The sequence below is a fragment of the Salipaludibacillus agaradhaerens genome, assembly GCF_002019735.1.
Lineage (GTDB): Bacteria > Bacillota > Bacilli > Bacillales > Salisediminibacteriaceae > Salipaludibacillus > Salipaludibacillus agaradhaerens.
The window spans coordinates 1,833,778-1,854,530 of sequence record NZ_KV917378.1 but is presented as its reverse complement, the minus strand read 5'-3'; the positions used below and the strand labels follow the sequence as shown (position 1 = coordinate 1,854,530).

The following is a 20,753-nucleotide window of genomic DNA, read 5'->3' as shown; positions in this document are numbered from 1 at the left end:
CTCATCTGAGGGTATCTATGTGTGTGTTATTAAATAAAAAGTCATTTTAAAAATCTAATAAACTTTTAATATCTAGAGAATCAACTAAATAAGGCGATTTTGAGAAGACATTGTCTAAAAGTAAACCATATCTGCTCACCTGCAGGTTTTGTCCTAATTTTGACAAAAAGGCAAGAGAAAGGCCACTATTAGCCATCTTTGTCTGTTATTTTTTGATATAATATAAATTATTATAACCTAAGGGAGAATTAATTCCATATTTTTTCTCAAAAAAAGAAAAAAGACCCAATTACTTTTTGGATATATGGGAAAAATGAAAGTCTCCCTTTATGAGTCGATTTCATAAATCATGGTTATATTGTTTTTTTCGAACGATATGACTCATTTTTACTACAGAGGGACACTTTCCGTTGGGCTTATCTTCAACTCATTCTGCCTTTACAAAGCTCAGTCAGAATGGATTTTCAGATTTGCTCCTTCCCACAGGAGTCGCCGACTAACAGGCAATAAGTTTTATTTAATAGGCGGCTGATAAAACGATCCTTCAATCAGGGGGCGTCGTTCTTCTCCCATTGATAAGGAACACAAGCTAACGTCTTCGCGTCCTGCGGAAACGCTTGTGTGACAACCATCCTGTTGGCCCGAGTCAATCAGTACATGAGCGTCCGTTATCTCCCGCCTATACAGATTTAGCTCTACCCTCTATTTCGACGCGGACGTTTAAAGGACGCTAATCTGAGATATAACGTCCCGTAAAAATCCGAAAGAAAGTGACATCACGTTGTTAGACATTGAAGCCTAAAGTAATGTCATTTCCAAAAAAATGACATTATAGACTAGTTAAAAGGGGTGAAACGGTAGTTTGGCTGAGAAAAAAAAGAAATTTTACGTTGAAGAAAATGAAACGATTAATGACTGTTTAAAGAGAATGAATGTTGAAGGGTATATGCCAGTTCGCCGTATGGAAGAGCCAGTATTGAAAGAAGTAAAGCATGGGGGAAAAACGGATGTGGAAGTGTCCCATCAAAGGATTGTATTTGAAGGCAAATTAATGGACTAATTGGAAACCATGTGCGGATCACATAAGATTTAGGTGCCTTGAATGTGTCTCTCAAGTGTAAAACAATATAGTAGCTACAGTGAAAAGCCTCTCGGTTGCTTAAGTAATTGAGAGGCTTTGTGGTATAAAATCTAGGTATTCATAAGGAGATTACACTAACAATTCTTTTATTAAAAAGAAATAAGCAAGGGTAACCGTTACTAAAGCGACCAAGAGGCCAAGCAAAGGAGAAAATGCTGCCCAGCCAGTCATAAAGCCGATAGAAAAGACTGAGGGCAGGCTCATCCAAGCGATTGCACGTTTGATAGCTAGGTCTGTATCAGTATTTTTTTCAAACCGGTATAATTTAAAAAATGTATGGGTCGTTAAATCAGTCCAGCTTGAACGGACAAAATGGATAAGAGAGATTGTGCAGATAGGTAATAATATCCATTTGATCCAAAATGGTGCTAATACAGCAGCAAACATAAAGACTATAGTCAACTGAATGGCTGTAAATAACTTTGATTTGTTTCGCAGCATATACTTAATCACGATTTCACTCATCACGTGACTTGGTGTGCGAGCAGAATAAATGATGTCTGAATCAGGAAATAAAATGCGTGGCTTTTTATGACTTTTAAACCGCTTTGGCATTTTATAGCCTTGCACAGCAATAAAGATAGCAGACAGCTTTAATTTTTCACCTTGCTCTCTGACACAATCATCAAAAAAGTGCCATGTGGCATTTAATCGCCATTTAACAAGGGCATAGAGGCTCATGATAAGAATGAGAATAATAACGAATCTTATGACTGAACTAGAAAATAAAGCCCCATTAAATATAGCTAGACTGATGATCGTCAGGAGCATATTAACGAAAAACAATGGCCAACCGCTATATGTTAAAGACACCCATTGTTTTGCAAGATGGTAGATCATACGAAATACGATGACAAAGAGAAGAAATGTGGCGATACGTTCATATGATACATCATCATAATTAAGCCATAAAGGTAATAGGCCCCCCGCAATAACTAAAATGATCAGTATGTTTCTAATAAAAGAATAAATGATACCTCCCTTCATAATAGCTCGGAGATACGAAGGATGTTGGCGTAAAAAAAGCACATCAGCATCACGGATAAATAATCTTGTTGTTCCTTTTAAACTGATTATAAAGAAAATAAACCATGTAAACGTGAGTGGATAATGATTTGGCCAATCAGCCTCACCAATCCATAAAGCGTAGTATTGATAGCTGAAGATAATAAGCGCAGGAATAAGGATATACAGCCAAATAACCCAATCTACTGCCGATTTCCAGACAGAATAATGATAGGACCATTCACTTTTTAATCGCCTTACCATGATGTTCATGATGTTATCTCCATTAATTCATAGAAGCAGTCTAACAGTGAACCTTCCACACCACTTTGCTTACGAACATCTTCGAGTGTGCCATGAGAGATCATTTCCCCATGATTAATAAGGAGAAATCGGTCACAAATACGTTCGGCTGTATCAAGGACATGGGTGGACATTAGAATGGCAGCCCCTCGTTTACGCTCCTGCTCAAAAATCATTAATAAATCTTTTATCGCCTTAGGATCAAGCCCGATAAAAGGCTCATCAACAATATATAACTCTGGCTTAATTAGAATGGCAATAATGATCATAAGTTTTTGCTGCATGCCTTTAGAAAATGATGTAGGAAAGTGATGTTTATTTTCTTTAAGCCGAAAAAGTGTGAGTAGTTCTTCTGCTTGTTGATAATAATCGCTATCCTCAATAGCGTTTATCGCTTTAGCCATTTCAATATGTTCCCATAGTGTCAATTCCTCGTAATAGACAGGGTGTTCAGGAATGTAAGCATAACGGTGTTTTTCTGGTCGAGATACGGTACCTACGACATGCGGGAGCAGATCAAGAATTGACTTAATGATCGTACTTTTCCCAGCGCCATTTGGTCCTATAAGCCCAACGAGCTCACCAGCCTTAACGTTAAAATGGATATCGTGAATAATGACGTTATGTTGACTATAGCCTGCTTTTTTGATTTCCACATTTAATGCTTCCATATGCATCACCTTTGTTTGATAGATAATTGTGTTACGAACGCCATTTAATAGAGGTTTCATTTTTATCCCACTCTGAAGGGTAAAACCCTCACCTGAAAACTTAAGAAGATCGAAAAGTTAAGGTGGGGGATAAACTGCCCCTAAAGGTCCGATAAGTTAAACTAACAATCAGTGGGGATGAAGGAAAACTTCCACTGATTGAAGCTTAGCTTTATCTCTCATTCACCCAGAGATGATGTAACCGGTTAACATTGAAATCAGAGAGAAGCTAGTTTAATTTTAAAAGCAGCGTGACTTGCCATTAAGAGTTTTATGAGGAATGAGAATAAGGGTATATGAAGCGATTTTCACATATGTCTTCCTTAGAAAAACACGATATCTCAATAAATTCCGAACATTAAACGTTTAATGAGTTAAAATGTTCGAAAATAGTTGACGTTACTAGGGCTGAATTGTTATGATATAAGTGCAAATTAATGACGTTACCTCATATAAAGTCGGGGATATGGCCCGAAAGTTTCTACCTGTTGACCATAAATCAATAGACTATGAGGGAAATGGACACATATGTACACGATGAGAGGACAATTGATTGCCCTCTGCCTTTTATTTGTGCGATCATCTGACAATGTACGTGTCTTATTGTCCCTCTATTAAGGATGATAAGGCACGTTTTTTCTATTTATTAAGCACTATTAGTCTCACGAACCTATACACGTTATCTAATCTTATAATAGAAGCAATGTCAAGGAGGATAAACATGTCATTAAAAGTAGGCGTCATCATGGGGTCCACATCAGACTGGGAAACAATGAAACACACAGCTGATACATTAAAGGAGTTGGGAGTGCCCTTTGAAACAAAAGTCGTATCGGCACATCGTACTCCCGATTTAATGTTTGATTATGCAGAAACAGCGAGAGGGCGAGGATTGCATGTGATCATTGCAGGTGCAGGTGGGGCAGCTCACCTTCCTGGTATGGTAGCTGCAAAAACCACGCTTCCGGTTATCGGAGTACCAGTCCAATCTAAAGCATTAGACGGCATGGATTCGTTATTATCTATCGTTCAAATGCCTGCCGGCGTCCCTGTTGCTACAGTTGCCATTGGGAAAGCAGGTGCGATCAATGCAGCACTCCTCGCCGCGCAACAACTCTCAGTTCATGAACCGGCGATAGCAGAGCGTCTACAAGCCCGACGTGATAAAAAACGGGAAGAGATTATGCAAGAAGGAGAGTTGACATGATGAGCGAATGGATGGCACCAGGAAAGACAATCGGTATTCTGGGCGGGGGCCAGCTTGGTCGAATGATGGCCTTGTCTGCGAGAGAGATGGGGTATAGGATTGCGGTGTTGGAGCCAACTCCCGATTCCCCATGTGGTCAAGTAGCAGACCATCAAGTGAACACAGCCTATAACGATTTAAAAGGTGCAGAAAAATTGGCGCAGTTATGCGACGTTCTGACGTATGAATTTGAAAATATTGATTCAGAAACGGCCACATGGTTAGAACAACAAATGTATTTGCCACAAGGCAGTGACCTCCTTGCCATTACGCAAGATCGTAGCCATGAAAAGCAGGCGATCCGCTCGTTTCATGTCCCTGTCGTCCCTTACCAAGAGGTGGTCACAGCTAACGATTTGCAGAAGGCTGTAGAACTGTTAGGATTACCAGCTGTATTGAAGACGACGCGCGGTGGTTACGATGGCAAAGGTCAATATGTCATAAAGACGATAGAGGAATTACCCCATGCATGGAATGACTTAAAAGGAAAAGGACCGTTCGTGTTAGAAGCGTGGATTCCTTTCCAAAAAGAGATATCCGTTATTGTGAATAGAAATGCGAAGGGTGAAACAGCTACGTTTCCAGTAGCTGAGAATTGTCACGTCAATAATATTCTTCACCAATCGATCGTGCCGGCAAGAATATCAACTTCCGTACATGATAAAGCAGTCAAACTAGCGACACATCTGGCAGAATCATTTAATCTTATCGGCACGTTAGCGGTAGAAATGTTCGTCACTGCTGACGACGATCTTTATGTAAACGAGTTGGCACCACGGCCTCATAACTCAGGACATTACACGATGAACGCCTGTGAGACATCGCAATTTGCTCAGCACATTCGAGCGGTATGCGGTTGGTCGCTTGGTAGAACCGATTTACTTAAACCTGCTGTCATGGTTAACATATTAGGTGAGCATATGTCAGAAGTCATGGCTAACCTAGATAAGCTGCCGCAAGGTCACCTACATCTTTACGGAAAAGCAGAAGCCCGTACAGGTCGAAAAATGGGACACATCACCTTTTTAACAGATGATGTAGAAGCGACTCTCAAAGCAATTCATGACACTAACATTTGGAAAATAGACCACAAACATTAGGAGGCACAACAGATGATTGAACGCTATACACGCCCAGAAATGGGTGCAATTTGGACAGAGCAAAACCGATTCCAGGCTTGGTTAGAAGTAGAAATACTCGCTTGTGAGGCATGGGCAGAATTAGGTGACATTCCGAAAGAGGACGTGAAAAAAATACGTGAAAAGGCCTCATTCGATGTGGCGCGCATTCATGAAATTGAAGAACAAACACGGCACGATGTGGTCGCCTTCACCCGGGCGGTTTCTGAGACCCTTGGTGACGAACGTAAATGGGTGCATTACGGTCTAACGTCTACAGATGTGGTAGATACAGCCTTATCCTATTTACTGAAACAAGCGAACGACATTATAGAAAAAGATATTCTCGCCTTTATTGATATTCTTAAACATAAAGCGATCGAACATAAAACAACGGTGATGATGGGACGTACACACGGCGTACATGCAGAACCGACCACATTTGGTCTAAAGCTTGCCCTTTGGTATGAAGAGATGAAGCGTAACCTTGAACGCTTCCGCCATGCAGCTGAAACAGTCAGAGTAGGGAAGCTTTCTGGTGCAGTAGGGACGTACGCTAATATTGATCCATCAGTAGAAAAGTATGTGTGTGAAGGGCTTGGCCTTGAAGCTTCTCCAATCTCTACACAAACGTTACAGCGTGATCGTCACGCCCATTATGTGGCGACACTGTCACTTATCGCCTCGTCTATTGAAAAAATGGCGGTTGAAATTCGCGGTCTGCAAAAAAGTGAAACACGGGAAGTAGAAGAATTTTTTGCAAAAGGACAAAAAGGATCGTCAGCAATGCCCCATAAACGAAATCCGATTGGCTCTGAAAATATGACAGGATTAGCACGGGTTTTACGCGGACATGTGGTGACAGCCTACGAAAATATTGCGCTATGGCATGAACGGGACATTTCTCACTCCTCTGCAGAGCGTGTCATTTTACCTGATGCGACGATTGCATTGAATTATATGCTTAACCGATTCGGCAATATCGTGAAAAACTTAACGGTGTTCCCTGAGAATATGAAGCGGAATATGACGCGGACATATGGCCTGATTTATTCTCAGCGTGTCCTGTTATCTCTTATTGATAAAGGGATGGCAAGGGAAGCAGCTTATGACCTCGTCCAGCCTAAAGCGATGGAAGCGTGGGAAAAAGGGATCCAATTTCGTCAGCTAGTGGAAGAGGATGAGCATATTACAAACCAGCTTTCTTCAGAGGAACTTGATGATTGTTTTGATTATAAACACCACCTAAAGCATGTTGACACGATTTTTGAACGTCTTGGCTTAACGAATTAACACGGGGTGACAGGTAAGAAGAGGAGCGGTGACATACTCCTCTCAAATACAAAAGTCCCAATATTCAGAACTAACTATACTGGAGGCGGCATCGGTGGAAAAAAAAGCGTGCTTGTATGAAGGGAAAGCGAAACAGATTTATAAGACGGATAAAGATGATGTGTTATGGATTAGTTATAAGGATGACGCCACAGCTTTTAACGGAGAAAAAAAAGAGACACTTCGGGGCAAAGGGCGTCTCAATAACGAAATTAGTTCACTCATTTTTTCCCAATTGGCTCGTCAAGGAGTGAAAAGTCACTTCATTGAAAGGCTCTCTGAAACGGAACAGCTCGTGCGAAAAGTCTCCATTATTCCAGTGGAAGTGGTCGTACGTAATGTGGCTGCGGGAAGTTTAGTGAAACGTCTCGGTTTTTCACGGGGGCAGCAATTTAGTGAACCGATTGTAGAATTTTATTACAAAGATGATGAGCTAGGTGACCCTCTTATGAATGACGCTCATATTAAAGCGATGGGTTTAGCCTCAGAAAATGATGTACAACTTATGAAAGAAAAGGCCTTGGCTGTCAATGATCACTTAATCACCATGTTTGAGAAGATCGGCGTGCAACTGATCGATTTCAAATTGGAATTTGGCAAAGATTCAGCAGGTCAGGTTCTCCTCGCTGATGAGATCTCTCCAGATACATGTCGTCTCTGGGATAAACAAACGGGTGAATCATTGGATAAAGATTTATTTCGCTTTCAACAAGGGGATTTACAAGAAGGCTATGAAACGATTTTGACGAGACTAGGAGGACAAGCATAATGACATACGATGTGAAGGTTTACGTGACATTAAAAGAAGGGGTCCTAGATCCACAAGGGTCAGCCGTGAAAAATTCACTCCATCACTTAGGTTTTGAAGGAGTTAGCGATGTGAGAATTGGAAAAGTGATGACGCTTCGTTTGGAGGCGACAGAAGATACGCTTCATGATTACGTCAAACAAATGTGTGACAAACTTCTCGCTAACCCAGTTATAGAAGACTATACGTATGAGGCAGAGGAGGTCGTCTCTTCATGAAGTTCGCAGTCATTGTCTTCCCTGGGTCAAATTGTGATTTAGACATGTTTCATGCCATAAAGGATGAATTAGGAGAGGACGTCGCGTATGTTTGGCACGATGAAACAAATCTTGACGGCTTTGATGCCATTCTACTTCCAGGCGGCTTCTCATACGGTGATTACTTGCGTTCAGGGGCGATTGCAAGATTTTCGCCAATCATGAAAGTAGTAGAAGAAAAAGCAGCAGCAGGAGTGCCTATACTAGGGGTATGTAACGGCTTCCAAGTCCTCCTTGAAGCAGGTCTACTTCCTGGTGCTATGCGCCGGAATGCTAAGTTATCCTTTATTTGCAAGCAAACGCGCCTTCAAATTACAAACAAAACGTCACTCTTTACAAATAGTTATCACGACACAGATACGATTACGATTCCAGTCGCTCACGGGGAAGGCAACTACTATTGTGATGACGACACATTGGTCTCACTGAAAGCCAATAACCAAATTGTATTCACTTATGAAGAAGACGTGAACGGTTCTGTGGCTAATATCGCAGGCATCATGAATGAGCAGGGAAATGTATTAGGGATGATGCCACATCCTGAGCGGGCTGTTGATGCGCTATTAGGTTCAGCAGACGGTTTAAAGCTTTTTCAATCGATTGTCAAGCATTGGAGGGAACAGCATGCCATTACGTCATGAGCCGTCACCAGCACGGATTAAAGAGGAAAAAATCTACAAAGAGATGGGTGTCAGTGATTCAGAATTTCACATGATCGAAGAGATTCTTGGCAGACAACCAAACTATACGGAACTCGGTCTTTTTTCAGTCATGTGGTCTGAGCATTGTAGCTACAAAAACTCGAAAGTGCTCTTAAAGAAATTCCCTACAGACGGTGAAAAAGTCTTGCAAGGCCCTGGAGAAGGGGCAGGGATTATCGATATTGGTGATGGGCAAGCAGTCGTCTTCAAAATCGAAAGTCATAATCACCCATCAGCTGTGGAGCCATATGAAGGGGCCGCAACTGGTGTAGGCGGCATCATCCGTGACATTTTTTCAATGGGAGCGCGGCCTGTCGCCCTATTAAACTCCCTTCGATTTGGCGAGTTGAACAACCCGCGTGTGAAATATTTATTTGAAGGGGTCGTGTCTGGGATCGCAGGATACGGTAACTGTATTGGCATTCCGACGGTAGGTGGTGAAGTGCAATTCGATCCTTGCTATGAAGGGAATCCTTTAGTTAACGCCATGTGTGTTGGGCTCATCGATCATCAAGATATCCAAAAAGGGCAGGCGAAAGGAACAGGAAATCCCGTTCTCTATGTGGGAGCTAGTACAGGACGCGATGGGATTCATGGTGCTACATTTGCGTCAGAAGAATTAAGTGAAGCGTCAGAATCGAAACGACCATCAGTGCAAGTCGGTGACCCGTTCATGGAAAAATTACTTGTTGAGGCGTGTTTAGAAGCGACGAAGCACCCGAAACTAGTGGGTATTCAAGATATGGGAGCTGCTGGTCTTACATCGTCATCAGCGGAAATGGCCAGTAAAGCTGGATCAGGTATCACGATGAACTTAGATGAAGTGCCACAACGTGAAAAAGCGATGACACCTTATGAAATGATGTTGTCTGAATCACAGGAACGGATGCTTCTCGTCGTTGAAAAAGGCAGTGAACAAGAGTTTATCACCCTATTTGAAAAATGGGGACTTCTCGCTAAAGTAGTAGGGGAAGTGACGGATAATCAGCGCCTAACATTACTTCACGATGGTGAAGTGATGGCAGACGTGCCCGTTGATGCGTTAGCTGAAGAAGCACCTGTTTACCATCAACCATCTAAAGAACCAGCTTATTTCAGCCAGTTTCAACAGCAACAGTCTTATAAACCGACTGTGACAGACTATGCCGAAACATTAAAGCAGCTTTTACAGCAGCCGACGATTGCCAGTAAAGAATGGGTTTATGAACAGTACGATTACATGGTAAGAACAAATACAGTGGTGGCCCCAGGATCAGATGCAGCTGTCATTCGTATCCGTGGGACAGAAAAGGCGCTTGCGATGACGACCGATTGTAATTCTCGCTTCATCTATCTTGATCCTTATGAAGGTGGGAAATTAGCCGTGGCGGAAGCAGCGAGAAACCTCGTTTGTTCTGGTGCAGAACCTTTAGGTGTCACAGATTGTCTAAATTATGGTAGCCCAGAAAAACCAGAGATTTTCTGGCAACTGGAGCGTTCCACTGACGGACTAAGCGAAGCGTGTGAGACGTTAGAAACACCGGTTATTGGTGGGAATGTTTCCTTATATAATGAGACAGCAAAAGGGGCGATTTACCCGACCCCTGTCATCGGTATGGTCGGACTCGTCCATCACCTCGATCACATCACAAAGCAATCATTTAGACAAGCTGGTGATACGATTTACCTCCTTGGTGAAACAACAGCTGAATTCTGCGGCAGTGAACTGCAAAAGCTGACAGAAGGAGATATTTTCGGACCTGCGCCAGCCATTGATTTAGCAACGGAAAAACACCGTCAGAACGCTGTATTAACAGCGATTCAGTCCGGCACTGTCCAATCAGCGCATGATTTATCCGAGGGCGGCTTTCTCGTTGCATTAGCAGAAAAGGCGTTTGGAACGCCGTTCGGTGCTGACGTGACGATCCCGGACGCCGATGTGCTCTCAGCGTTTTTTAGTGAAGCACCATCGCGCTATATTTTAACAGTCAAGAAAGAAAATCAAGAACGATTCGAGAAACTTGTGCCAGACGCAAAAGCAATTGGAACTGTGACAGAAACACCGGTGCTTCACGTGGCCGGGAAGCAGGGGGAAACCCTAATCAACGAAAGCGTCGCACCATTGGAGGACGCTTGGAGAGGTGCCATTTCATGCTACCTGAAATAAAAGGATTAAACGAAGAGTGCGGGGTATTCGGTGTATGGGGTCATGAAGACGCTTCTCATATTACGTATTATGGGTTGCATAGTTTGCAGCACCGGGGACAAGAAGGAGCAGGAATTGTCGTCACGGACCGCAACAAACTGAAGATCCATAAAGGAATGGGACTCGTAAACGACGTTTTTAACGAGGATATTCTCAACAATATGCAAGGAACGGGTGCCATTGGCCACGTGCGATATACGACAGCAGGCGGCAGTGACTTTATTAACTGCCAACCGCTGCAGTTCAATTCTCAGACAGGAAGCTTGGCCATTGCTCATAATGGGAATCTCGTCAACGCCACTGCGTTAAAGCGGCAGTTAGAGTATCAAGGGAGCATTTTTCAAACGACGTCAGATACAGAAGTTATTGCCCATTTAATTAAACGAAGCGGCTATCCAGATATCCGTGATTCTGTGAAAAATGCGTTAACGATGGTTAAGGGGGCCTATGCCCTTGCCATTCTTGTGGAAGACTTTATGATGGTAGCGCTCGACCCGAACGGACTGCGCCCATTATCCATTGGGAAGCTTGGAGACGGCTACGTCGTCTCGTCTGAAACATGTGCCTTCGATATTGTCGGTGCCACATTTTTAAGAGAAGTACAGCCAGGTGAATTGATCTTAATCAATGATGAAGGTCTTCACATTGAAACGTTCTCACCCTCAACGAAGCGTACGATATGTTCCATGGAATATGTGTACTTTGCACGCCCTGACAGCAACGTAGAAGAGATTAACGTGCATGCAGCTCGGAAAAATCTTGGCAAACAGTTAGCCATAGAAGCAGGTATTGATGCGGATGTGGTCACAGGGGTCCCAGACTCAAGCATTTCGGCCGCCATCGGTTTCGCAGAAGAGTCGGGGATTCCGTATGAGCTCGGTCTCATAAAAAACCGTTACGTGGGTCGGACCTTTATCCAGCCTTCACAATCGTTGCGGGAACAGGGTGTGAAAATGAAGCTTTCTGCTGTTCGAGGTGTTGTTGAAGGAAAGCGCGTCGTCATGATCGATGACTCGATCGTTCGCGGGACGACTGCAAGGAGAATTGTGAAACTTTTAAGGGAAGCTGGTGCGAAGGAAGTGCACGTCCGTATCAGTTCACCGCCGATCATTAACCCTTGTTATTATGGGATCGATACGTCCACTAAAGGGGAATTAATCGCTGCTGAAAAATCAATTGAAGAAATTCGTGAAGAAATGGGTGCTGATTCATTAGCTTATTTAAGTGTTGATGGTTTAATGAGTGGGATCGGCCGCCCTGACACGATGGAAAATTGCGGACAATGTCTCGCCTGTTTCACAGGCACGTATCCGACAGAGATTTATCCAGCGACAGACCATCCATACGATAAAGTGTTAGGGGGAAAATAACGTGTCTAAAGCGTATGAATCGGCAGGTGTGAACATCGAAGCAGGCTATGAAGGTGTCCGCCGTATGAAAAAACATGTGGCGTCTACCATGCGTCCTGAAGTGCTAGGTGGTCTCGGAGGTTTTGGCGGTTTATTTGATTTATCACAGTTGAACTTGAAAGAACCAGTCCTCGTCTCAGGTACCGACGGCGTCGGGACGAAGCTCATCATTGCTCAAGAAACGAACCGACATGATACCATTGGCATCGATGCTGTTGCTATGTGTGTCAATGATATTGTCGTTCAAGGAGCCTCACCGTTATTTTTTCTTGATTACTTGGCGCTTGGGAAGAATGATCCAGCACAGGTGGAACAGATTGTCGCTGGTGTAGCGGAAGGCTGTCGCCAGTCAGGGTGCGCTCTTATCGGCGGAGAGACGGCGGAGATGCCTGGACTTTATGCAGAAAACGATTATGATGTGGCTGGATTTGTCGTAGGGGCTGCCGAGAAGACTCAGCTCTGGGGGCCAGCTCGGGTCAGTGAAGGGGATGTCTTGATCGGATTGGCGTCAAGTGGGGTGCATAGTAACGGTTTCTCACTCGTAAGAAAAATCGTGAAAGATGCCGGTCTCACATGGCAAAGTCCTGCACCTAAACAGTTGGATGCACACACGTTAGGGGATGTATTTTTAACGCCAACTCGTATTTATGTGAAGGCGCTACAACCTTTTATAGGAAGGGACGACGTACAGGCCGCTGCTCATATAACAGGGGGCGGACTTGTGGAAAACGTTCCCCGAATGCTTCCAGAAGGTGTGGGTGCCGTCATTAACCTTGATGCGTGGCAAGTACCACCTGTTTTCACGTGGTTAAAGGAGCAAGGAGGTCTCACAGTCGATGACATGCTTGAAACATTTAATATGGGAGTAGGACTTGTCTTAGCTGTGAAGCCGGATAATGCGCCAAAAGTATTGCACCAGTTACATGAGCAAGGTGAACAAGCATGTGAAATAGGGCGTCTTACAGCTGGGGAAGGGCTCACGTTTGAAGGAGCATTGAAGCTATGACGAAGATCGCTGTGTTTGCTTCAGGAAGCGGTAGTAATTTTCAAGCGATGATCGATGCGGTTGAGGCAGGGAACTTGACCGCTGAGATTGCCTTACTCGTATGTGACAAGCCTGGGGCTTATGCTGAAAAACGGGCAGAGGAAGCGGCTATTCCTATTTTTTCTTTCTCTCCGAAGACATACAGCGGAAAAGCCGCCTTTGAACAAGCGATTCTCACTGAATTGCAACGCCATGGGGTGGAGTGGGTCGTCCTGGCAGGGTATATGCGCCTTATCGGTCCCACTTTATTAAAGGCTTATGAAGGGCGAATAATGAATATTCACCCGTCACTGTTACCAGCATTTCCTGGGTTAGATGCTATAGGTCAAGCGTTTGACGCCCGTGTGAAAGTGTCTGGTGTGACGATTCACTTTGTTGATGAAGGTATGGATACGGGGCCGATTATTGCTCAGGAGCCTGTTCGAATTGAAGAAACTGATACGAGAGAAGATGTTCAACACAACATACAGGCGGTAGAACATCGCTTATATCCACAAACAATACAGCAAGTGATTACCAACGGCGGAGGAGCGTGACGTAAATGAAGAAGCGAGCGTTAGTCAGTGTGTCAGATAAAACGGGCATCGTCCCATTTGTTCAAGAGTTAGAAAAAATCGGGGTTGAGGTCATCTCAACTGGTGGTACGAAACGCGTGTTAGAAGAAGCAGGAGTGAATGTCATTGGCATAGAAGACGTGACAGGATTTCCAGAGATGATGGATGGTCGTGTGAAAACATTACACCCAGCCATACATGGTGGCCTTCTTGGTGTTCGTGTTAACACGGAACATATGAGTGCTCTTAAAGAACAAGGAATCGGCTTAATTGACTTTGTGATCGTCAATTTATATCCATTTCAGGCGACGATAGAAAATCCTGATGCCACATTTGCTGATGCCATCGAAAATATTGATATTGGCGGTCCATCGATGATTCGCTCCGCAGCGAAAAACCATCAAGACGTGGCAATTATCGTTGATGCTGATGATTACAGTGTCGTGTTGGAGGAGTTAAAAACGCTTGATGGGAAGCTGTCTGACGAACGTAAAACGAAGCTGGCCGCGAAAGCGTTCAGACATACAGCAGCTTATGATGCCCTTATCGGCGAATACTTAACAAACCATGTAGGAGAGGAAGCCCCTGAAAAATTAACCGTCACTTATAACCGTAAGCAAATGCTTCGTTATGGGGAAAACCCACACCAGCAGGCGGCATTTTATGAACGTCCGCTCGGAAATCCAGTTTCCATCGCACGAGCAGAACAGCTGCACGGCAAGGAACTTTCCTATAACAACATTAATGATGCGGATGCGGCCCTAGCTGTTATCCGAGACTTTAATGGACCAGCAGTAGCTGCAATCAAACATATGAACCCGTGTGGTGTAGGGATTGGCAGCTCGATTTTTGATGCCTATACGAAAGCATACGACGCTGATCCAACCTCTATTTTTGGTGGTATCATTGCATGTAACCGTGAAGTGGATGAAGAGACGGCGTTAAAAATGAAAGAGATTTTCCTAGAAATAATTATCGCTCCGAGCTTTTCAAAAGCCGCTTTAGCCGTATTAACGGAAAAGAAAAACCTCCGTTTGCTCACAGTAGACTTGTCATCAGATCAACCGATCGAACAACGGATGACAACCGTGTCTGGTGGAGCACTTATGCAAGAAACAGACACGTTAAGCTATGAGGATGTGGAAGTGACCATTCCTACAAAACGTAAGCCATCTGATAATGAACTAGAACAAATCAAACTTGCTTGGAAGGTCGTTAAGCATGTAAAATCAAACGCCATTGTACTGGCTAAAGATGATATGACGATCGGTGTAGGTGCAGGTCAAATGAACCGTGTAGGAGCGGCTAAAATTGCCCTTGAACAAGCAGGAGATAAAGCGGAAGGTTCGGTCATGGCGTCAGATGCGTTCTTCCCTATGAGTGACACAGTGGAAGCGGCTGGCCAAGCAGGTATTAAAGCGATCATTCAGCCTGGCGGTTCAAAACGTGACCAAGAGTCTATTGATATGGCTGATAAATATGGCATCGCGATGGTATTTACCGGTGTGCGCCACTTTAAACATTAAAAAAGGGGATGACTGGACATGAAGGTGTTAGTCATAGGCAGTGGCGGGCGTGAACATGCTCTTGCATGGGCGTTCGCTCGCTCTAAACGAGTAACTGAAGTCTTTGTGGCTCCGGGAAGCGACGCCATTAATGAAGAGCAAGGATGTCGTTCCGTCGCCATTTCAGAAACGGATCATAAGGCGTTAATTGAGCTAGCAAAACGTGAAGAGGTGTCACTTACGATGGTAGGGCCTGAAGCTCCGCTAGTTGCAGGGCTTGTGGATGATTTTCAAGCAGCAGGCTTAACCGTATTTGGACCGACAAAAGCCGCGGCTCAAATTGAAGGCAGTAAGCAATTTGCTAAAGATATTATGAAAAAGTACGGGATTCCTACAGCTACCTTTGAAACGTTCACTGATTTAGATGAAGCAAAAGCGTATGTACAACAGCAAGGAGCGCCAATCGTCGTGAAAGCAGATGGGTTGGCAGCTGGAAAGGGTGTTGTCGTAGCTGAAACAGTCGATGACGCGTTAGCAGCGTTAGATGATATGATGGCAGGACGAAAATTTGGTGAAGCTGGTGCTTCTGTTGTGATTGAAGAGTGTCTTCGAGGAGAAGAGCTCTCTTATATGGCATTTGTTCATGGACGTACCGTTATTCCGATGGTGACCGCCCAAGATCATAAACGAGCATATGACGGAGATGCAGGTCCGAACACCGGTGGTATGGGAGCCTATTCACCAGTGCCTCATTTAGATGGTCAGTGGTTGAAAGAAGCAGAGGAAGCTGTGCTACGACCGATGGCAGAAGCGATGGTTGACGAAGGTGTCCCGTTTACTGGTATTTTGTATGGAGGCTTGATGATAACAGCCGACGGCCCTAAAGTCATCGAATTTAACGCCCGTTTTGGTGATCCTGAAACACAGGTGATCTTACCGCGGTTGCAGTCCGATTTAGTAGAGGTCATTGAGCGTGTCATGGCCGGTCATGACATGGACTTGAAGTGGTCCGATGACGCTTGCGTTGGCGTTGTGTTAGCGTCTGAAGGTTATCCAGGAACTTATGACAAAGGCACTGTCTTTACTTTTCCGAAAACAAACGTGCCTGAACGTCAACACTGGTTTCATGCTGGGAGCAAAAAAAGCGGGGAAGATTGGCAGACAAACGGCGGCCGTGTTCTGCTCCTATCCACGATGGCTCCTACCATCTCAGAAGCTTTGCAACACACATACGATGTTCTAGCAACAAGTGCGTGGGAAGGACTCTTTTACCGCAGAGACATCGCCCACCAAGTAAAAGAATAAGTGTAAAAAACAATTGAGGGGGGCTTCTGACAGAGCCCCTTTTTTAGTGAGCGGTAATAGGTTGATTGAATTATAGGAGATAAAATAAATTAGCTTGAATTGTCCTTCGTATAAGTATATACGGCACATATTTCATGTGAGTGTCGCATAATATCCTTTTTCCCGCCACTCGCGGCACGTATTCCATGTGAGTGTCGCATAATATCCTTTTTCCCGCCACTCGCGGCACGTATTTCATGTGAGTGTCGCATAATATCCTTTTTCCCGCCACTCGCGGCACATATTTCATGTGAGTGTCGCATAATATCCCTTTTCCCGCCACTCGCGGCACGTATTTCATGTGAGTGTCGCATAATATCCTTTTCCCCGCCACTCGCGGCACATATTTCATGTGAGTGTCGCATAATATCCCTTTTCCCGCCACTCGCGGCACGTATTTCATGTGAGTGTCGCATAATATCCTTTTCCCCGCCACTCGCGGGTCATTCTTCGTCTGAGTGGCAGTTTATTTCCTTTTTCGTATAATCTTATCCATGCGTTAGTCCTTTTTATTATATTTTGATGGGCTTACCACCTGACTTATCCATTATAAAGGATATTTTCTTTGTAACAAAAAAACATTACAAATATTAATTTGAATTAATATAATGGTAGTGAAACAGTACATCTTTAAGTAAAAATAAAACACATACAGTGGTAGCCTGTTAAGAAAACATCCTTAAATAAAGCGCGTTGTAGAGGTAATCACCGTATCTTCTACGTAAGAGATGAGTCTCTCTTTTAGGGCTTAACATGATGCGTACGCTTAGGTGGCGCAATAAATAATTTGGAGCCACGATAAAAAATGTGCGGATAAATACCGTTGTTTCGTACACACTACAACTAAACTATACATAAGGAGAAGATAATTGATGCGTAAAGTTGTATTAAGTATGATGGCAGCACTCGTTCTATCGGTTGGAGCTGAGAGTTTCCTTACCTTAGAAGCGTCAGCGGAAGAAAATGAGCAGACAGAAGAAATCACGCTTACAGAGGAACAGCAAGAAGAAATGTCAGCCTTACAAAAAGAAGCCTTAGAACAACAACGGACCATTATTAACAAATATGTTGAGTTTGGTGTTTTCACCGAAGAAAAAGGTGATAAGATTATTAAGCATTTTGAGAAAGGGTATGAAGAGTTAGAAAGTACAGGTTTCATCCCTAAGTGGAAACAGCCTCATCATAAAAAAGAATCGTAACCATTGACCCGTCATTAAGGCGGGTTTTTAATATGTCGTGAAAGGACATGAATAAAGGTGCATTTTATTGAAAAAGTGTTTGTGTAAGTCAAATGGTTTGTTAAGGGCGGGCGATCCCTTAATGAGTGCGTTTCTAGATTAGTGTCGTTGAAAAAAACATCTAATTAGATTATAATCTAATTAGATGGAGGGATGTTTATGCAATTGAATCGACTTGTTAATTTTCATAAAGCATTAGGTGATAAAACGCGTTTACGAATAATTGCCTTACTGAAGGATGGACCATTACACGGGCAAGCAATTGCAGGAAAACTCGGCTTAACAGCACCGACTATTTCCCACCATATTGCTAAGTTGCGTGAGATTTCTGTCATTTATGAAAGACGTGAAAAAAATACCATTTATTTTTATTTAGATGAAAAGAAGCTCACATCTATGGCTGAAGCTGTCTTAACATTAGGGAGTGAAACAGCGATGGACATGCCAGCAATTGAGGATGCTGAAAAAGCGGTTGTCCTAAAAAACTTCTTAGATCACGATGGGCGGATTAAGGAATTGCCGGCTAAGCGGAAAAAGAAACTAATTGTCCTTGAATATTTAGTGGAGAAATTAGAAATAGGCAAAATATATCCTGAAAATGAACTCAATACATTTATCAAACAATATCATGAAGACTATGCCACGATACGCAGAGAATTTGTCATGTGTCAGTTTATGTACAGACAAAATGGTCAGTACGAACTTAATCCGAAAGAAATGTGGCCACTGTGATGACATATTTTAGATTGAAGGATATTATGAGAACCAAGAAAGTTTTTACTTTCATTATGTTTGTGAGTTTGTTGTTAAGTTCTTCTCTAGAAATAAGCGCTGCCACTAGTGAAGTGGATATATCCAATGAAAACATAGAGAAAGTAGAGGAATTTATACAAAAGCAAATGGAAAAAGGAAACATACCAGGTTTATCTGTAACTATTGTAAAAGAGGATGAAACAGTTTACCAGAGGGGATTTGGATATGCAGATATTGATAATGGTAGAGAAATAACTCCTGATACCCTATTTGAATTAGGCTCTACTAGTAAGGCTTTTACAGCCTTAGGGGTTCTTACTTTAGTCGATAACGGCACTATAGATATTGATGCTCCTATAACAGACTATATACCCGGGTTAAGTATGACATATAAAGGAGAAGAAGCTACCGTTACAGTAAGAGATATACTTTATCAAACCAGTGGAATTCCATTTAATACTATAAGTGACATTCCTATTTCTGATGGGGAAAATGCCATTGAAGATACTGTAAAGACGCTTGTTGGAGTAGAATTAGATAGCATGCCAGGAGAGAAGTTTCAATATGCCACTATCAATTATGATATTTTAGGCTTATTAATTGAAAAGACATCTGGTATCAAATATGAAGAATTTATCACAAAAAATATATTAGATCCAATGGGATTAACTAACACCTATATGTATAGTAATGAGTTTGAAAAGGATAGAATGGCTCAAGGCTATAAACAATTATTTACGGAGCCCCGAGTGTATCATGCTCCTAATTATGAGGGGAATAAGCCGGCAGGGTATATCATTACAAATTCTAAGGATATGGAAAAATGGCTTAAAATTCAACTGGGTGTCTTAAAGGAATCGACATTTAGCAATCGTGTAATTGAAGAGTCACATATAGCTAATCGTAGAGTTGAACAATTACAAGATGGATCTTCCTACGCCAGTGGATGGTTTGTATACCAAAAGGGAGGCGTTGAAATATCCCATGGAGGAAATAACCCCAACTATTCATCTTTTATCCTCTTTAGACCAGAAGAAAAGATTGGTGTTGCGGTTTTAAGTAATATTAACTCAGCTTATGTTGAGGATATTGGTCATGGGATCAATCGAATCCTATTAGATGAAGATAATAATGGTAGCAATATAAAAGACCTGAACATGATAGCGGACTATATAGCAGTAGCCATCATTTCTGTTTCTATAATGGTTATTACTGTAGTGTTATGGTTAACTATAAAGGCTATAAAAGAATTAAAAGCAAAAAGAAGATTCGTAGATAAGAAAGGTAAAAGGGGTATATTGAAAGTTTTAACTTCCATTATCATGATGATGATTCTGTCATATTGCATTTATTTAATACCTTATCTCCTCTATAGTGGCGTAGATTGGGAATTCATTTTTGTATGGTTACCATCTAGTATAAAATGGGCACTTTATTTGGGATATCCATGTCTTTGGTTAGTCTACAGTTACTTTCTGCTAATTAGTTTTCTTAAAAAGAAAGAGGAACCTGTTGATGTTATCGTTAGTTAGTATTACAAGCAGGTTAGGGAATGCGCTCATAATCATGACCATTAACTAAGCTCTAAATAGTGATGAGAAAACAAAAACAGAACCTTAGAACCGATTTAAAAGGATCGTTCGAAATGCCTTATAAGTAAAGCCAACACGTTGTAAGGAAAAAATGTTTCCAAAGTAAAAAAAATTAAATAAAGGATTATAATTCCTGGAAGTGGGTATGAGATAACTGAATACTATATTTTCCAAAAAAGGAGGGGGAGGTTTTCATTTAATGATAGAAAGTAGCGGGGAGTTGCTGCAGTCTTTCCTTTTGTATGACTAAAAAATCATAAAAGGGAGATGGTCTTATGATGACGGCATTAACGATTGTACTTGTTGTAGCTGTTTTGGCCATTGTGATCAGCTTTATTATTAAATCAAACACTAAAAAATCAATTGATGAGAGTTCAAAACATCACTGTGACCAATGCGACGTTATCATCCCTGAAGACTACATGAAATCATTATGTCCTCAATGTAAAGCCTTTATAGCGAGATGAAACTAGATTAGGGATACTTTGAAGCGAGACAGGATTTGAA

The 20,753-nt window shown here is 42.5% G+C and carries 19 protein-coding genes and 1 riboswitch; of the genes, 17 read left to right on the top strand and 2 right to left on the bottom strand.

Annotation, left to right across the window (positions count from 1 at the left end; genetic code table 11):
• Positions 1-862: 862 nt before the first annotated feature.
• Positions 863-1,060 carry an NETI motif-containing protein gene (locus tag BK581_RS08805; RefSeq protein ID WP_078577820.1) on the top strand — a complete coding sequence of 66 codons (198 nt, stop codon included), beginning with the start codon at positions 863-865 and terminating at the stop codon, positions 1,058-1,060.
• Positions 1,061-1,210: 150 nt separating this feature from the next.
• On the opposite strand, the gene BK581_RS08800 is transcribed toward BK581_RS08805, so the two are convergent.
• Both BK581_RS08800 and BK581_RS08795 read right to left on the bottom strand, forming a co-directional pair.
• Positions 1,211-2,419 carry an ABC transporter permease gene (locus BK581_RS08800; RefSeq protein ID WP_078577819.1) on the bottom strand — a complete coding sequence of 403 codons (1,209 nt, stop codon included), beginning with the start codon at positions 2,417-2,419 and terminating at the stop codon, positions 1,211-1,213.
• Complete coding sequence (locus tag BK581_RS08795) at positions 2,416-3,180, bottom strand: ABC transporter ATP-binding protein (RefSeq protein WP_322788428.1); 765 nt, start codon at positions 3,178-3,180, stop codon at positions 2,416-2,418. Before BK581_RS08795 ends, BK581_RS08800 begins: the two co-directional genes overlap by 4 nt.
• Before the next feature lie 407 nt (positions 3,181-3,587).
• Positions 3,588-3,689: riboswitch (purine riboswitch) on the top strand.
• A gap of 191 nt (positions 3,690-3,880) precedes the next feature.
• Between BK581_RS08795 and purE the strand changes: the two genes are divergently transcribed.
• The 16 genes from purE (at position 3,881) to BK581_RS08710 (ending at position 20,713) form a co-directional block, all read left to right on the top strand.
• On the top strand, positions 3,881-4,366 hold the full coding sequence (gene purE / locus BK581_RS08790) for a 5-(carboxyamino)imidazole ribonucleotide mutase (protein WP_078577818.1): 486 nt from the start codon (positions 3,881-3,883) through the stop codon (positions 4,364-4,366).
• Complete coding sequence (purK, locus tag BK581_RS08785) at positions 4,363-5,505, top strand: 5-(carboxyamino)imidazole ribonucleotide synthase (protein ID WP_078577817.1); 1,143 nt, start codon at positions 4,363-4,365, stop codon at positions 5,503-5,505. Before purE ends, purK begins: the two co-directional genes overlap by 4 nt.
• 12 nt (positions 5,506-5,517) lie before the next feature.
• A complete protein-coding gene (purB, locus tag BK581_RS08780) occupies positions 5,518-6,816 on the top strand; it encodes an adenylosuccinate lyase (protein ID WP_078577816.1) in 1,299 nt (432 codons plus the stop codon).
• Positions 6,817-6,910: 94 nt separating this feature from the next.
• On the top strand, positions 6,911-7,624 hold the full coding sequence (gene purC, locus BK581_RS08775; RefSeq protein ID WP_078577815.1) for a phosphoribosylaminoimidazolesuccinocarboxamide synthase: 714 nt from the start codon (positions 6,911-6,913) through the stop codon (positions 7,622-7,624).
• Positions 7,624-7,881 carry a phosphoribosylformylglycinamidine synthase subunit PurS gene (gene purS, locus BK581_RS08770; RefSeq protein ID WP_078577814.1) on the top strand — a complete coding sequence of 86 codons (258 nt, stop codon included), beginning with the start codon at positions 7,624-7,626 and terminating at the stop codon, positions 7,879-7,881. The genes purC and purS overlap by 1 nt, the downstream gene beginning before the upstream one ends.
• Positions 7,878-8,561, top strand: a complete 684-nt coding sequence (gene purQ, locus BK581_RS08765) for a phosphoribosylformylglycinamidine synthase subunit PurQ (protein ID WP_078577813.1) — start codon at positions 7,878-7,880, stop codon at positions 8,559-8,561. The genes purS and purQ overlap by 4 nt, the downstream gene beginning before the upstream one ends.
• Entirely contained in the window at positions 8,545-10,767 is a 2,223-nt protein-coding gene (gene purL / locus BK581_RS08760; protein WP_078577812.1) for a phosphoribosylformylglycinamidine synthase subunit PurL, read from the top strand. Before purQ ends, purL begins: the two co-directional genes overlap by 17 nt.
• Positions 10,752-12,176: an amidophosphoribosyltransferase gene (gene purF / locus BK581_RS08755; RefSeq protein ID WP_078577811.1), complete on the top strand. Its 1,425-nt coding sequence runs from the start codon at positions 10,752-10,754 to the stop codon at positions 12,174-12,176. The genes purL and purF overlap by 16 nt, the downstream gene beginning before the upstream one ends.
• A gap of 1 nt (position 12,177) precedes the next feature.
• Positions 12,178-13,221, top strand: coding sequence for a phosphoribosylformylglycinamidine cyclo-ligase (gene purM, locus BK581_RS08750; RefSeq protein ID WP_078577810.1), 1,044 nt, complete (start codon positions 12,178-12,180; stop codon positions 13,219-13,221).
• Positions 13,218-13,796, top strand: a complete 579-nt coding sequence (gene purN, locus BK581_RS08745; protein WP_078577809.1) for a phosphoribosylglycinamide formyltransferase — start codon at positions 13,218-13,220, stop codon at positions 13,794-13,796. Before purM ends, purN begins: the two co-directional genes overlap by 4 nt.
• 5 nt (positions 13,797-13,801) lie before the next feature.
• Positions 13,802-15,340 carry a bifunctional phosphoribosylaminoimidazolecarboxamide formyltransferase/IMP cyclohydrolase gene (gene purH, locus BK581_RS08740; protein ID WP_078577808.1) on the top strand — a complete coding sequence of 513 codons (1,539 nt, stop codon included), beginning with the start codon at positions 13,802-13,804 and terminating at the stop codon, positions 15,338-15,340.
• 18 nt (positions 15,341-15,358) lie between these two features.
• Entirely contained in the window at positions 15,359-16,624 is a 1,266-nt protein-coding gene (gene purD, locus BK581_RS08735) for a phosphoribosylamine--glycine ligase (protein WP_078577807.1), read from the top strand.
• 911 nt (positions 16,625-17,535) lie between these two features.
• Positions 17,536-17,862, top strand: a complete 327-nt coding sequence (locus BK581_RS08725; RefSeq protein ID WP_078577805.1) for a DUF2680 domain-containing protein — start codon at positions 17,536-17,538, stop codon at positions 17,860-17,862.
• A 198-nt stretch (positions 17,863-18,060) separates the two neighbouring features.
• Positions 18,061-18,633 (top strand): DUF2087 domain-containing protein, encoded by a 573-nt coding sequence (locus BK581_RS08720; RefSeq protein WP_078577804.1) that lies wholly within the window; start codon positions 18,061-18,063, stop codon positions 18,631-18,633.
• Complete coding sequence (locus BK581_RS08715; protein ID WP_245828972.1) at positions 18,633-20,186, top strand: serine hydrolase domain-containing protein; 1,554 nt, start codon at positions 18,633-18,635, stop codon at positions 20,184-20,186. The genes BK581_RS08720 and BK581_RS08715 overlap by 1 nt, the downstream gene beginning before the upstream one ends.
• Before the next feature lie 335 nt (positions 20,187-20,521).
• Positions 20,522-20,713 (top strand): hypothetical protein, encoded by a 192-nt coding sequence (locus BK581_RS08710; RefSeq protein ID WP_078577803.1) that lies wholly within the window; start codon positions 20,522-20,524, stop codon positions 20,711-20,713.
• Positions 20,714-20,753 lie beyond the last annotated feature (40 nt).